This is a genomic window from Streptomyces sp. SID10853 (genome assembly GCF_010548145.1).
Classification (GTDB): domain Bacteria; phylum Actinomycetota; class Actinomycetes; order Streptomycetales; family Streptomycetaceae; genus Streptomyces.
Map to the genome: position 1 here is coordinate 1 of NZ_JAAGLN010000187.1, position 14,007 is coordinate 14,007.

The 14,007-nt window shown below is 71.5% G+C and carries 13 protein-coding genes, 1 pseudogene and 1 riboswitch; of the genes and pseudogenes, 12 read left to right on the forward strand and 2 right to left on the reverse strand.

All coding sequences use genetic code 11. The features are described 5' to 3' along the window. From G3I19_RS27110 to G3I19_RS27160, 11 genes and pseudogenes are all read left to right on the forward strand, one after another. Nucleotides 1-206 (forward strand): annotated as a pseudogene (locus tag G3I19_RS27110) (ROK family transcriptional regulator); the annotation flags it as partial. A 245-nt stretch (nt 207-451) separates the two neighbouring features. After that, nucleotides 452-582: riboswitch (FMN riboswitch) on the forward strand. A gap of 192 nt (nt 583-774) precedes the next feature. Then, a complete protein-coding gene (gene ribD / locus G3I19_RS27115; RefSeq protein ID WP_164266353.1) occupies nt 775-1,869 on the forward strand; it encodes a bifunctional diaminohydroxyphosphoribosylaminopyrimidine deaminase/5-amino-6-(5-phosphoribosylamino)uracil reductase RibD in 1,095 nt (364 codons plus the stop codon). A gap of 5 nt (nt 1,870-1,874) precedes the next feature. Further along, a complete protein-coding gene (locus tag G3I19_RS27120) occupies nt 1,875-2,504 on the forward strand; it encodes a riboflavin synthase (protein ID WP_164266341.1) in 630 nt (209 codons plus the stop codon). Beyond that, nucleotides 2,501-3,154 carry a nicotinamide mononucleotide transporter family protein gene (locus G3I19_RS27125; protein WP_164266342.1) on the forward strand — a complete coding sequence of 218 codons (654 nt, stop codon included), beginning with the start codon at nt 2,501-2,503 and terminating at the stop codon, nt 3,152-3,154. Before G3I19_RS27120 ends, G3I19_RS27125 begins: the two co-directional genes overlap by 4 nt. Beyond that, nucleotides 3,151-4,434, forward strand: a complete 1,284-nt coding sequence (locus G3I19_RS27130; RefSeq protein WP_164266343.1) for a bifunctional 3,4-dihydroxy-2-butanone-4-phosphate synthase/GTP cyclohydrolase II — start codon at nt 3,151-3,153, stop codon at nt 4,432-4,434. The genes G3I19_RS27125 and G3I19_RS27130 overlap by 4 nt, the downstream gene beginning before the upstream one ends. Nucleotides 4,435-4,456: 22 nt before the next feature. Next, nucleotides 4,457-4,942 (forward strand): 6,7-dimethyl-8-ribityllumazine synthase, encoded by a 486-nt coding sequence (ribH, locus tag G3I19_RS27135; protein ID WP_164266344.1) that lies wholly within the window; start codon nt 4,457-4,459, stop codon nt 4,940-4,942. A 34-nt stretch (nt 4,943-4,976) separates the two neighbouring features. After that, on the forward strand, nt 4,977-5,249 hold the full coding sequence (locus G3I19_RS27140) for a phosphoribosyl-ATP diphosphatase (RefSeq protein ID WP_164266345.1): 273 nt from the start codon (nt 4,977-4,979) through the stop codon (nt 5,247-5,249). A 113-nt stretch (nt 5,250-5,362) separates the two neighbouring features. Beyond that, nucleotides 5,363-6,211, forward strand: a complete 849-nt coding sequence (gene hisG, locus G3I19_RS27145; protein WP_164266346.1) for an ATP phosphoribosyltransferase — start codon at nt 5,363-5,365, stop codon at nt 6,209-6,211. 30 nt (nt 6,212-6,241) lie between these two features. Beyond that, nucleotides 6,242-6,709 carry a PH domain-containing protein gene (locus tag G3I19_RS27150; RefSeq protein ID WP_164266347.1) on the forward strand — a complete coding sequence of 156 codons (468 nt, stop codon included), beginning with the start codon at nt 6,242-6,244 and terminating at the stop codon, nt 6,707-6,709. 216 nt (nt 6,710-6,925) lie between these two features. Further along, the gene (locus G3I19_RS27155; RefSeq protein WP_164266348.1) at nt 6,926-8,269 is read left to right on the forward strand and encodes a hemolysin family protein; all 1,344 of its coding nucleotides are present in this window, start codon (nt 6,926-6,928) and stop codon (nt 8,267-8,269) included. Continuing rightward, nucleotides 8,266-9,375, forward strand: a complete 1,110-nt coding sequence (locus G3I19_RS27160) for a hemolysin family protein (protein WP_164266349.1) — start codon at nt 8,266-8,268, stop codon at nt 9,373-9,375. Before G3I19_RS27155 ends, G3I19_RS27160 begins: the two co-directional genes overlap by 4 nt. A gap of 77 nt (nt 9,376-9,452) precedes the next feature. Here G3I19_RS27160 and G3I19_RS27165 read toward each other — a convergent pair whose 3' ends face one another. Beyond that, the gene (locus G3I19_RS27165) at nt 9,453-11,354 is read right to left on the reverse strand and encodes an AAA family ATPase (protein WP_164266350.1); all 1,902 of its coding nucleotides are present in this window, start codon (nt 11,352-11,354) and stop codon (nt 9,453-9,455) included. 430 nt (nt 11,355-11,784) lie between these two features. Next, nucleotides 11,785-12,366, reverse strand: coding sequence for a hypothetical protein (locus tag G3I19_RS27170; RefSeq protein WP_164266351.1), 582 nt, complete (start codon nt 12,364-12,366; stop codon nt 11,785-11,787). A gap of 172 nt (nt 12,367-12,538) precedes the next feature. Here G3I19_RS27170 and G3I19_RS27175 point away from each other — a divergent pair, with 172 nt between their 5' ends. Continuing rightward, nucleotides 12,539-13,939, forward strand: a complete 1,401-nt coding sequence (locus G3I19_RS27175) for a peptidase C39 family protein (RefSeq protein ID WP_164266352.1) — start codon at nt 12,539-12,541, stop codon at nt 13,937-13,939. Nucleotides 13,940-14,007: the final 68 nt, after the last annotated feature.

The following is a 14,007-nucleotide window of genomic DNA, read 5'->3' on the forward strand; positions in this document are numbered from 1 at the left end:
TGGTCGACCCGGGCTGCGTGGTGCTGGGCGGCGAGATCGGCCACGCCGGGGGAGCGGACCTCGCGGCCCGGGTGGAGCGCCGGCTGGCAGCCCTCTCCCCGCTGCGTACCGAAGTACGGGCAGGGGAGCTGGGTGGCGCGGCCGTGCTGCACGGCGCGCTGCTCACCGCGCGGGACGCGGCGCAGGACGATCTGTTCGGCGGCTGAGAGCGCAAGCGCCTGAGAGCGCGCAAGCGCCTGAGGGTGTGCGGGCGCCTGAGGGCGTGCAGGCGTGGGCGGCGGCACGGGCTCCGGCACCGGCGGCGGCACGGCAGGAGACAGCCTGCGGCACGGCAGGAGACAGCCCGCGGCACGGACAGTGACCGGCCGGTCGCTGCTCCTGTGAGCCAGCCCACATGAGGTCGCCCGCATGGCCGACGGCTGGACGTGGCAGACTTGAGCTGTACCAGCAGCAGCGCACTCCGGGGTCGGTGTAATTCCGAACCGGCGGTTATAGTCCGCGACCCGTCCGCATCCAGTGGGCGGTTGACCAGGTGTAATTCCTGGACCGACGGTGAAAGTCCGGATGGGAGGCAGTGCGCGGCGGGCCGTATTGGTACGTCGTAGCCGGTGGCGTGTCTTCTGGATCCTCGGAACACAGCCGCTCCTCCGGCCCCGGCGTCCCCGTGTGTTCCCGCTCTCTGTCGTCACCGACAGGCCCCGGAGTCCGTGCCCGAAAAGGCAGGAGGACCCGGTGGCCACCGCAGCCGCTCCATCACCGCAGGCGCTCGACGCCATGCGCAGGGCCATCGCGCTCGCGGCGCGCGGACTCGGATCCACCAGCCCCAACCCCGTCGTCGGCTGCGTCATCCTCGACGCATCGGGCCGGACGGCCGGCGAGGGCTTCCACCGACGGGCCGGCGGCCCGCACGCCGAGGTCGACGCACTCGCGGCGGCAGGCGACCGAGCACGCGGCGGCACCGCGTACGTCACGCTCGAACCCTGCAACCACACCGGCCGTACCGGCCCCTGCTCCCGCGCGCTCATCGACGCCGGTGTGGCCCACGTGGTGTACGCGGTCGCGGACCCCACCCCACAGGCCACCGGCGGCGCCGACGCCCTTCGCGCGGCCGGGATCGCGGTGACGGCCGGTGTACTCGCCGACGAGGCCGCAGCGGGCAACGCCGCCTGGCTCACCTCGGTACGCCTCGGCCGCCCCCATGTGACCTGGAAGTACGCGGCGACACTCGACGGCCGTACCGCCGCTGCCGACGGAACGAGCCGCTGGATCACATCCGCCGAGTCCCGCGCCGACGTCCACCGGCTGCGCGCCGAGTCCGACGCGGTCCTCGTCGGCTCGGGAACCCTGCGCGCCGACGACCCGCACCTGGCCGTCCGCGGCATCGAGGGCGCCACCCAGCCGCTGCGGGTCGTGCTGGACACCCACGCCCGCTCGCTCAGCCCCGGTGCCCGGGTCCTGGACGGTGCGGCCCCGACGCTGGTCGTCGTGGGCGAGGGCGTCGCCGTACCCCCGCCCGCCGGCCCCACCGGCTCCACCGGCCCCACCGGCTCCACCGGCCCCGCCGACCTGGTGCGACTGCCGTACGACGCCGCCGGTATCGCCGTCGACGCCCTGCTCGCCGAGCTGCACGCGCGCGGTGTCCGCTCCGTACTCCTCGAAGGCGGGGCGACGCTGGCCGGCTCCTTCGTCGCCGCGGGCGCCGTCGACCGGGTCATCGGCTATCTCGCCCCTGTTCTCCTCGGCGCGGGCCCCGCGGCCCTCGCCGACGCCGGAATCACCACCATCACCGACGCGTTGCGACTCGACGTCACCGAGACCGTCCGCATCGGCCCCGATCTGCGGATCACCGCCACCCCGAAGGAGCGCTGAGCGCCGTGTTCACCGGAATCGTCGAAGAACTGGGTGAGGTCACCGCCGTCGAGAACCTCGGCGACGCCTCCCGCTTCCGCCTGCGCGGCCCGGTCGTGACCGAGGACGCCAAGCACGGTGACTCCATCGCCGTCAACGGTGTCTGTCTCACCGTGGTCGACTCCGGCGGCGGAGAGTTCACCGCCGATGTCATGGCCGAGACACTCAACCGCTCCAGCCTCGGCGCCCTCGCCACCGGCTCCCGGGTCAACCTCGAACGCCCCATGGCGCTCGGCGGCCGCCTCGGCGGACACCTCGTCCAGGGCCATGTGGACGGCACCGGCACAGTCGTCGAACGCAAACCGTCCGACCACTGGGAGATCGTGAGGATCGCGCTCCCGGCGGACCTCTCCCGTTACGTCGTGGAGAAGGGCTCCATCACCGTCGACGGGGTCAGCCTCACCGTCGTGGACGCCGGACCCGACTACTTCACCATCAGCCTCATCCCCACCACCCTCGCCCTGACGACCCTCGGCATCAAGCAGCCGGGCGACCCGGTCAACCTTGAGGTCGACGTACTCGCCAAGTACGTCGAGCGGCTGCTCGGGGCCGACGGCACCCGGGCCACACCGGAGACCGGAGGGCCGCTGAAGTGAGCGCACTGCACTGGCTGAACACCGAGGCGTTCACCGTACTGGGCCAGCACATCCTGTGGTCCGACATGATCGGCAACACCATCGGCCTGATCGCGCTCGCCCTCGGCTGGCGCCGCTCGGTGCTGACCTGGCCCGCGCAGTTCCTGTCCGGCGTCATCCTCGTCGGCGCGTACTCCTCCGCCCACCTCAGCGGCGGCGTCGGCAAACAGCTGCTGGTCATCGGGATAGCCCTGTGGGGCTGGCGGGCCTGGACCCGGGGCAGGCAGCAGGCCCAGGACGGCAGCATCGCGGTGCGGTTCGCCGGCTGGCGCGAGCGCGGACTGCTGCTGGCGGGCGCCGTCGTCGGCACGGTCGCCGTGGCCGGTCTTTTCCTGGCCGTCCCGTCCCTCTCCTGGAGCCCGTGGGCCGACGCCTACATCTTCGTCGGCACCCTCGTCGCGATGGTCGCCCAGGCGCGCGGTCTCGTCGAATTCTGGTTCGCGTGGCTGCTCGTCGACCTCGTCGGCGTCCCCCTTGCCTTCCACAGCGGCCTCGCCTTCTCCGGCCTGGTCTACGTGGTCTATTTCGCACTCGTCCTCTGGGGCCTGCGCGACTGGTGGCTCCGCTCCCGTACGAGCGTCAAGCCCGCCCTGGAAGGAGCAGCAGCATGACTGCCGAGCCCGTCTGGTACTCGACCGACAACGCCGAGGACCTCTCCCTCGACCCCGTGGAACAGGCCGTACGCGACATCGCGGCGGGCCGCCCCGTGGTGGTCGTCGACGACGAGGACCGCGAGAACGAGGGCGACCTCGTCATCGCGGCCGAGAAGGCGACCCCCGAGATCGTCGCGTTCATGATGAGCGAGTGCCGTGGACTGATCTGCGCGCCCATGGAGGGCGACGAGCTGGCCAGGCTCGACCTGCCGCAGATGGTCGAGAACAACACCGAGTCCATGAAGACGGCCTTCACCGTCTCCGTCGACGCGAGCAACGCGCACGGCGTCACCACCGGCATCTCCGCCGCCGACCGTGCGACCACCCTGCGACTGCTCGCAGGCGGGTCGGCCGGCGCCGGGGACTTCGTACGCCCCGGGCATGTCTTCCCGCTGCGGGCCAAGCCCGGCGGGGTGCTCGTACGCGACGGGCACACCGAGGCGGCCGTCGACCTGGCCCGGCTCGCCGGTCTGCGCCCGGCCGGCGCGATCGTCGAGATCGCCGGCGAGGACGGGGTGATGCTGCGGCTGCCCGAACTGGTCCCGTTCGCCCGCAAGCACGGCCTCACGATCATCTCCATCGAGGATCTGATCGCCTACCGCCGCAGCTCGGAACCGAGGGTCCGCCGCGAGGCGACCGTCCGCCTCCCCACCGCACACGGCGATTTCACCGCGTACGGCTACCGCTCCATCGCCGACGGCATCGAGCATGTCGCCCTGGTCCACGGGGAGATCGGCGACGGCGACGACGTCCTGGTACGGGTGCACTCCGAGTGCCTCACCGGCGACATCTTCCACTCGCTGCGCTGCGACTGCGGACCCCAGCTGGAAGCCTCCATGGAGCGCATCACCACCGAGGGCCGCGGCGTCGTCGTCTATCTGCGCGGCCACGAGGGGCGCGGGATCGGACTGCTGTCCAAGCTGCGCGCCTACGAGCTCCAGGAGCGCGGCCGCGACACCCTGGACGCCAACCTGGAACTCGGGCTGCCCGCGGACGCCCGCGACTACGGCGCCGGAGCCCAGATCCTGGCGGACCTCGGGGTGCACAGCCTGCGGCTGCTGACGAACAACCCCGAGAAGACCGCCGCTCTGGTCCGGCACGGACTGGACGTCACCGGCCGGGAGGCCATGCCCGTCCAGGCGGGCGAGCACAACCTCCGGTACCTGCGCACCAAGCGGGACCGGATGGGACACGATCTGCCCTGGCTGGACACCACGTCCGCCTGCGGCAACCAGTAGGAAGCAAAAGGGAGAGACAGACATGAGCGGCAAGGGCGCACCCGAACTCACCGTGAAGAACTGCGGCGACCTGCGCGTGGCCGTCATCGCGGCCCAGTGGCACGAGAAGGTCATGGACGGCCTCGTCGACGGCGCGCTGCGCGCCCTGGGCGAGCTGGGCATCGACGAGCCGACCCTGCTGCGGGTCCCGGGCAGCTTCGAACTCCCGGTGGTGGCCAAGGTCCTCGCGGGCCGGGGCTACGACGCGATCGTCGCTCTCGGAGTGGTCATCAGGGGCGGCACCCCGCACTTCGAGTACGTCTGCCAGGGCGTCACGGGCGGCCTCACCCAGGTCTCCGTCGAGACCGGCGTCCCGATCGGCTTCGGTGTGCTGACCTGCGACACCGAGGAGCAGGCGCTGGACCGGGCCGGCCTCGAAGGGTCCAACGAGGACAAGGGGCACGAAGCGGTCACCGCGGCCGTCGCCACCGCGACCACACTGCGCACGGTCAGCGAACCCTGGCGCTGAGTGGGGACGAGGACCCCGTACTCTTAGCAGCATCATGGCGAACAAAACCTTCGAAGAGCTCTTCTCCGAGCTCCAGCTCAAGGCCGCCAACGGCGACCCCTCCACCTCCCGCACCGCCGAACTGGTGGGCAAGGGCGTGCATGCCATCGGCAAGAAGGTCGTCGAGGAGGCAGCCGAGGTGTGGATGGCAGCCGAGCACGAGGGCAAGGAAGCCGCCGCCGAGGAGATCTCACAGCTGCTGTACCACGTTCAGGTGATGATGGTCGCCCGTGGGATCTCCCTCGACGACGTCTACGCCCATCTCTGAGCACGCACCTCTGAGCACACACCTCTCCGCTCACCTCTGAGCGTCCACTGCTGAGCAACCGCACGCCCCGCACATCAAGACATCCACCACCTCGCACGAAGGAAGCCGACCTCATGCTGCGCATCGCCGTCCCCAACAAGGGTTCTCTCTCCGGGCCTGCGATGGCGATGCTCCATGAGGCCGGCTACCAGCAGCGCAAGGAGTCCAAGGAGCTCGTCCTCGTCGACCCGGAGAACCAGGTCGAGTTCTTCTACCTCCGCCCGCGCGACATCGCGATCTACGTCAGCTCCGGCAAGCTCGACATCGGCATCACCGGCCGCGACCTGCTGCTGGACTCCGGAGCCCAGGCCGAGGAGATCCTCCAGCTCGGCTTCGCGCGCTCGACCTTCCGGTACGCCACCAAGCCCGGCACCGCGAACGGCCCGGAGGACTTCGGCGGCATGACGATCGCCACCTCGTACGAGGGAATCGTCGCCAAGGCCCTCGCGGACCGGGGCGTCGACGCGTCCGTCGTCCACCTCGACGGCGCCGTCGAGACGGCCATCGAGCTGGGCGTCGCCCAGGTCATCGCGGACGTCGTGGAGACCGGCACCTCGCTGCGCAACGCCGGACTCGAAGTGATCGGCGAGCCGATCATGCAGTCCGAGGCGGTCGTCATCCGCCGGGTCGGCGCCGAGGCCGACGAGCCCAAGGTGCAGCAGTTCCTGCGCCGCCTCCAGGGCGTCCTGGTGGCCCGGAGCTACGTGATGATGGACTACGACTGCCGGGTCGAGTTCCTGGAGCAGGCCGTGGCCCTCACCCCCGGCCTGGAGTCGCCGACCATCTCCCCGCTGCACCACGAGGGATGGGTCGCCGTCCGCTCGATGGTCGCCGCGAAGGAGGCCCAGCGGATCATGGACGACCTCTACGCGCTCGGGGCCCGCGCCATCCTGACCACGGCGATCCACGCCTGCCGTCTCTGATCCCTGACCAGCACGAAGGACGCACGGAACATGACCGCCCCCGAATTCCCCGCCCTCCCGGTCACCTTCAGGCCGACCCGCACCCGGGTGGTGCTGCTGTCCGTGGGGACGGTCATGTTCGTCGTCCTCACCATCGTCTCCCTGATGCTGGAGACCCTGACGCCCGGTGAGCGCGTCTCGTTCATCTTCACCGCCGCGGTCTTCTTCGGGGTGCTGGCACTGCTCAGCCGCCCCAAGGTCGTCGCGGACGAGGACGGCGTCACCGTCGTCAATCTCACATCCAGGCGCCGGCTGGCCTGGCCGGAGATCCTGCACGTCAACCTGCGCCCCGGTGACGCCTGGGTCTTCCTCGACCTCAGCGACGGCACCAGCCTCCCCGCCCTCGGCATCCAGCCCGGCATCGGCAAAGCCCAGGCCATCCGTGACGCCCGCGCACTGCGCGCGCTGGCGGACTCACGGGGCCCGGCCGACTCCGGGCGGAGCACCCCCGAGGAGTAGCGCGGCCCGCCCGCGGGACAGCCGCTGCGGCTGAGCCCCTGACGCATCGGGCCGCTGTTTGATTACTCTGGGGCGGGGCGCCAGGTGCGCCCCGCCCCGCACCCTGTGACCCCCGTGGTCCGCGGGGCACCCCCTGCGACATGAGGAGTGATTCCCTCCAGCAATGGACGGATCATCCGGTAGTACATGCGCCGCCCCTCTTCCGGAGACGGCGGCATGACCATTCCCCTGCTGCTCCTCGGAGCGGCATTCCTTCTGATTCTCGCCAACGGATTCTTCGTCGCGGCCGAATTCGGCCTCGTCACCGTGGAGCGGCCGGACGCCGAACGCGCCGCCGCCGACGGAGACCGGCGGGCCGGCACCGTCGTACGGGCCCTGCGGGAACTCTCCTTCCAGCTCTCCGGCACCCAGCTCGGCATCACCATCACCTCGCTGGTGGTCGGCATGCTCGCCGAGCCGGCCCTGGCACAGCTCCTCGACGGACCGCTCGGCGCCACCAGACTGCCCGAAGGGGCCGTGTCCGGGATCAGCGTGGTGCTCGGCATGATGCTCGCCGCCGCCGTGCAGATGGTGCTCGGCGAACTCGTTCCGAAGAACTGGGCGGTATCCAGGCCGCTCCAGGTGGCCCGGTTCGTCGCCGGGCCCCAGCACCTGTTCTCGACCGCCTTCCGGCCGGTGATCGCCCTGCTCAACACCGTCGCCAACCGGCTGGTCCGGGCGCTCGGAGTCGAGCCCGCCGACGAACTGGCCTCGGCCCGCACCCCCGGTGAACTGGTCTCGCTGGCCCGCCACTCGGCCCGGGCCGGCACGCTGGAACAGGACACGGCCGACCTCTTCGTACGGACCCTGTCGCTGGCCGGACTCACCGCCCAGCACGTCATGACCCCACGGGTGAAGGTCAGCGCACTCCAGTCGTCCGCGACAGCCGCCGACGTACTGAACCTCACCCGCGCCACCGGCCTCTCCCGCTTCCCCGTCTACCGGGAGCGCATCGACGAGATCGTCGGCATGGTCCACCTCAAGGACGCCCTGGCCGTGGCGGTGCAGGACAGGCACAGGACGTCGGTGGGGCGGGTCGCCGTCGCACCGCTGCTCGTGCCGGAGACCCTGCCCGTACAGCAGCTCCTGGAGCGGCTGCGCACCGAGCAGCCCATCGCCGTGGTGGTGGACGAGTACGGCGGCACCGCGGGCGTCGTCACCCTGGAGGACATCATCGAGGAGCTGGTCGGGGAGGTCAGGGACGAGCACGACGGCGCGGACGCCGACCGCCCCGAGCTGTCCCCGGCCCCCGCGGAGGACGGCAACCCGGCCTGGGAGGCCGACGGCAGCTGCCGGGTCCTCACCCTGCGGCGGATAGGGCTCGAAGTCCCCGAGGGCCCGTACGAGACCGTCGCCGGCCTCGTGGCCGACCTGCTGGGCCGCATCCCCGCTCCCGGTGACCGGGCGGAACTGCCCGGCTGGCGGCTCTCGGTCCGCAGGGTCGAGCGCTACCGCGCCGAGCGGGTACGCCTGGTGCGTACCGCCGATGTGCACGCCCCGGTCATGGAGGGCGTGCGATGAGCTTCCTCCAACTGCTCTTCGCCGCCGCCCTGGTGCTCGCCAACGGCTTCTTCGTCGGCGCGGAGTTCGCGCTCGTCTCCGTACGCCGCAGCCAGGTCGAGCCCCTGGCCGCCGAGGGCTCCGCACGGGCCCGCAAGGTGCTGTACGGACTGGAGAACCTGCCGCGGATGATGGCGGCCGCGCAGTTCGGCATCACCGTCTGCTCGCTGACACTGGGCGCCGTCGCCGAGCCGACAGTCGCCCGCCTGCTCGAACCGGTCTTCCAGGCGGTCCGGCTGCCCGACGGGCTGGTCCATCCGCTGGGATACGTGATCGCTCTCGCGCTCGTGGTCTCGCTGCATCTGGTCATCGGCGAGATGGTGCCGAAGAACCTCGCCATGGCCGCACCCGAGAAGACGGCGCTCTGGCTCAGCCCCGGCCTGGTCGGCTTCGCCCGGCTCTGCCGCCCGGTGACCGTCGCGCTCGGGGCCTGCGCCCGGCTGGTGCTCAAGCTCTTCGGCGTCGAGCCCAAGGACGAGGTGGAGGCGGTCTTCACCAGCGAGCAGCTCAACCGGCTCGTCGAGGACTCGGGCCAGGCCGGTCTGCTGGACTCGGAGGCCCAGGAACGTCTGGAGGACGCCCTGGAGCTGGGCAGCAGGCCCATCGCGGACGTCCTGATCGCCCGCGCCGACCTGATCACCGTCGCCCCCTCGGTCACCCCTCTGGCGATCGAGGAGCTGACCGTGCGCACCGGCTACTCGCGTTTCCCGGTCTGCGCGGACGGCGGAGCCTTCATGGGCTACCTGCACGTCAAGGACGTGCTCGACCTGGAGGACAGGGAGCGGGCCGTCCCCCAGCAGGTCTGGCGCCCGATGGCGACGCTCCGCGCGGAGCTGCCGCTGGACGACGCGCTGACCGTGATGCGGCGCGCGGCCACCCATCTGGCTCAGGTCGCCGACGGATCCGGCAGGGTGCTCGGTCTGGTGGCACTGGAGGACGTGCTGGAGAAGCTGGTCGGTGAGGTACGCGACCCGGCGCACCGGGAAGCCCGGGCGCCGCAGGTGACCCGGCTGTCGGAGCCGCGCACCGACCGCACCGACCGCACCGAACAGGCACTGGCCGGGTAGTCCCGCTCCCGGGTTTCCGGGCGGCTCCTGACGCCGGGCGTTGCTCCCGCGTCAGGAGCCGCCCGGCCGGGGGCCGGTCAGAGCGGCGGCTCCTGCTGCCCGCGGCCGACCGGCCCCCGGCCCGAGAGCACCTCCCCGTACGCCTGCATCAGATCCGGCAGCCGCAGCGTCGACAGATCGTCCCGGCCCGGTGTGGTGGCGTATCCGCTCAGCCGCAGATCCCGGTACGCGCAGCTCTTCTCGTACAGGGTGCGCAGGAACCGGCCGTTTCCCAGCTCGTCGATCCACCCCTGGTCCACCACATGGCCGGCGATCGAGCGCAGCTCGTCCAGCGACTCCTCGTCCCACACGTCGCCGTTCTCGGTCGCCAGCACCTCGCCGATCGCGGTCAGCTCCAGCGGCCGGTAGCTCGGGAAGTCGACCCGGGACGTGAAGCGCGAGGAGAGCCCCGGGTTGGTGGCCAGCAGGCGGTCCATGCCCTCGGGGTAGCCGGCCAGGATGACCACCAGGTGGTCACGGTTGTCCTCGGCCCGCTTCAGCAGCACCTGGAGCGCCTCGTCGCCGTAGGCATCGCCCTTGCTGTAACCGGAGTTGGAGAGGCTGTACGCCTCGTCCACGAAGAGCACCCCGCCGAGCGCCGAGTCGATCAGCTCGTTCGCCTTCACCGCGGTCTGCCCCAGGAACTCGCCCACCAGATCGGCGCGCTGGGCCTCGATCAGATGGTCGCCGCCCAGCAGCCCCAGTGCGTAGAACACCCGGCCCAGGATGCGGGCCACTGTCGTCTTGCCCGTGCCCGAAGGGCCGGAGAAGACGAAGTGACGCTTCGGCGGCTGCACCGGCAGCCCCTGGGCGGCCCGCAGCCGGGCCATGTTGAGCTGCGCCGACAGCGCTTTGACCTGACGCTTCACCGGCTCCAGACCGACCATGCGCTCCAGCTCGTCCAGCGCGCACGCCAGCAGCTCGGGATCGGTGGGCCCGGCCGGCAGATCCGGCGGGAACTGCTCGGCAGGCGCGGGATCCCTGTCCCGTACGGCGCCGGGCGGCGGAGCCGAGCCGCCCAGCGGGTCGCCGCCGGGGCTCCCCGGGCTCCCGGGCCGCGGGTCCCGGCCCTCCGCCGGATCGCTCTCCGGGAAGGCGCCGTCGGCCTGCCCGTCCACCGCGTCCTGTCCGAACCCGGCCAGCGCGACCGCGGCGTAGTCCACCGCGTCGTCGTATCCGTCGCCCTCGGAGATCGCCGCGAGCCGGGCCGCGGTGTCCATGAACGCCGGGTCCACCCGGTGCACCGCCCGGTACAGCGGCAGGGCCGCCGCGCTGCGCCCGGTCCCCTCGTGGGCGCGCGCCAGCCAGTAGCGCAGCTCCTTGCGCTGCGGCTGCTCACTGCGGCAGCGCATCAGGGCCGCGGAGAGCAGTGGCTCCGCCTGCCCGTACATCTCCAGCCGCACCCGCGCCATCCCGCCGAACAGACCCGCCTCGATCCCCAGCACCGGATCGTCGACCAGCGAGGCGGTGTAACGCACCAGCCGCTCCCAGTCCTTGGCGAGATAGGCGCGGCACGCGTGCAGGAACCGCACCTGCGGATCGGTGTCGACCGGCGGCAGCCCCGCCAGCGCCCGGTCCAGCTCCGGCACATGGCGCCCGTCCAGCCAGTGCGAGGCGTGTGCGAGCAGCAGATCGCGTGGGCTCTCCAGCACCGGCTGCACCCACCAGCCGAGCCAGTACCAGGAGTTGAGAGTGCGGCGCAGCCTGCCGCGCTGTTCGCCGAACCGCTCCCGGTGCCGGAACATCCGCAGTAACGCGGTGGTGGTGTCCACCCGCAGCGCATGCAGCCCGAGCCAGCCGTCCGCCATCCCCGGATCGAGCCGCACCGCGGCCCGGAACTCCTCCTCGGCCTGCGGGTACGCCCCCATCGTGTAGGCGTCCACGCCCCGCAGCCAGGCGAGATCGGCCGGGGCGTGCGAGCCCTGCGTGCCGAAATCCATCACGTCCCCCACAGACCGTGCCCCCGTACCGTGCCACCGGACTCAGCGCCCGGCGACCTGTGAACCGCAGTGCAGCGGACGGGAATTGACCGGTGCCGCCCGAAGGGCATCGTACCTGCGCAGAGGCCCGGTACCGAAGGGTGCCGGAGCACTCGGTGCCGTGGGGAGACGGCTCGCTCACGGTGACCGAGGGTGAGCAATCAGAGAGACCGGTCGTCCGGTTGGGGAGGGAGTGGGCAGAACGAAGCCCCCGATCACGGGGGAACAACCGGGGGCTTCGCGTCTGCGGCGGCTTCGGAAAGCCGCACATTGAGAACGTAAGACCTGTACGGGCCCTGGGTCAAGCGGAGTTGAGGCACTCGAACGGCGGTTTTCCGCCGGGTGGCAGTCCTGCGGAGAGGTCATGACTGTCCGTGACCGAATGGATCGCTCACGCGGTCACTCGGGGACCCGGAAACCACTCGTAGCCCTCGCGGCACTCACGTACCAGCAGATCCGCGAATGGCCGGGAAGGGTCCCCGGCGAAGTGCCGCGCCTCCGCCGCCGTCCAGCCGTCCCAGAACTCCCGCAGCGCCGGCCCGTCGCGGTGGCGGCCCCGATCCCAGGAGGCGCCGGCGCTCCGGTCCATCCAGAGCAGTCGAGCGAGATACGGGCGCAGCGCGCGGCGGCCCGCGCCCACCCCTTCGACAATGACGACGTCAGCGGCGTCGATGGTCCGCTCGGGGCCGAAGCGGCGCAGCGTCCAGTCGTACGGCGCGTACCGGGCGGCATCGCCGCGGGTGAACGGCTCGATGACCTGGGCGTGCAGCCGTCCGGTCCAGTCGAACAGCTCCTGGTGGGTGGCCAGATCGTCCAGATGGAGTACGGGCGCCCCGTCCAGCGCTTCGGCGAGCCTGGCCGAGAATGTGCTCTTCCCCGAGCCCGCGTGGCCGTCGACCGCGATCAGCCGAACTGGCCCGCAGGAGACGGGCCGTGCACGGATCGCGGCGGCGATGTGGTCGAGGTCTGCCATGGGGCCAGCCTAGGAGAAGTTGGCGCCGTCGCAGGTCACGCCAGTGGTCGATACCAATATTGGTGGCAGGACGCGTGGCGAATCACTGGCAGAAACGCGTCGGAAGCCGGGATAGTTGCTCCACTGTCATGCGCTCGCCGCCCCATCCGTATCCGACTGGGGGTCCACCAACGTGACCAGTACCACTCCGCGCAGGACCATTCTCGCCGCTGCGATCGCCGCTGCGGCCGCTGCCGCGGGTGCGGCCGCAGCTGTCCCCGCCGTCGCCGCCCCGGCCCCCGCGCCGGACGGGTCGCCGGCCACCGCACACACCCCGCAGACCACCGGGGGAGGGCCCGTGACCCCGCTCGTGGACAACAGCGTCTGGGCCTCGTACCCCGCCTGGCGCTCCGGTGCGGCCGACGGCACCACGGCTCTTCCCGGCCCCCGCTCGGGCCTGGTCATCGAGGCCCCGGCCGGCCGCACCGACTACACCGATCCGCACACCGGGAAGACCGCCACCTGGGAGTACGCGACCTGGACCTCACCGGTCCACCGCTCACGGGTCCCGGCCACCGAGGCCGTCGCGTCCTGGAACGCGCAGACTCCGGCAGGCACCTGGATCCTGGTCGAGCTGCGCGGCAGCTACTCGGACGGCACCGAGACCCCCTGGTACGTGATGGGCCGCTGGGCCTCGGGCGACGCGGACATCCGGCGCACCTCCCTCGACGGGCAGAGCGACGGCAAGAGCTCCATCTCGACCGACACCTTCGCCGTCGACAACGCCGCGAGCGGGCTGCGGCTGGTGTCGTACCGGCTGCGGCTGACGCTGTACCGCACCCCCGGCACCAGGCTGACGCCCACGGTCCGCCGGGTCGGGGCGATGGCGTCGGACATCCCGGACCGGTTCACCGTCCCGCCGTCCGTCCCGCGGATCGCCCGCGAGCTGAAGGTCCCGCGCTTCTCGCAGGACATCCACGCGGGCCAGTACCCGCAGTACGACAACGGCGGCGAGGCGTGGTGCAGCCCCACCTCGTCCTCGATGATCATCAAGTACTGGGGGCGCGGGCCCGCTCCGGCCGACATGGCCTGGATCGACCCGTCGTACGCGGACCCCGAGGTCTGCCAGGCGGCCCGCTACACCTATGACTACCAGTACGAGGGCTGCGGCAACTGGCCCTTCAACGCGGCCTACGCGGCGACGTACAAGGACATGAGCGCCACGGTCACCCGGCTCGGTTCGCTCACCGATCTCGAAACCCTCGTCGGTGCGGGCATCCCGGTCATCACGTCGCAGTCCTTCCTCAAGGGGGAGCTGACGGGCGCCGGTTACGGCACGTCGGGCCATCTGATGACGGTGATCGGCTTCACGGCTGACGGCGACGTCATCGCCAACGACCCCGCATCGCCGGACGACGACGCGGTCCGCCATGTGTACCGGCGCGCGGAGTGGGAGAACATCTGGCTCCGCACCAAGCGGTACGACGCGAACGGCAAGGTCGTCAGCGGCACGGGCGGGGTCTGCTACATCTACTGGCCCGCCGACCCGGCGCCCGGCCGGCACCGGGTGCTCAGGTCGCTCGGCCTGCTGTGAGCGTGTGGGGCGCCGCGGCTGGTTCGGCCCGCCGGCCGCAGCCGGTCGAAGGTGCCGGCGCCGCGGTT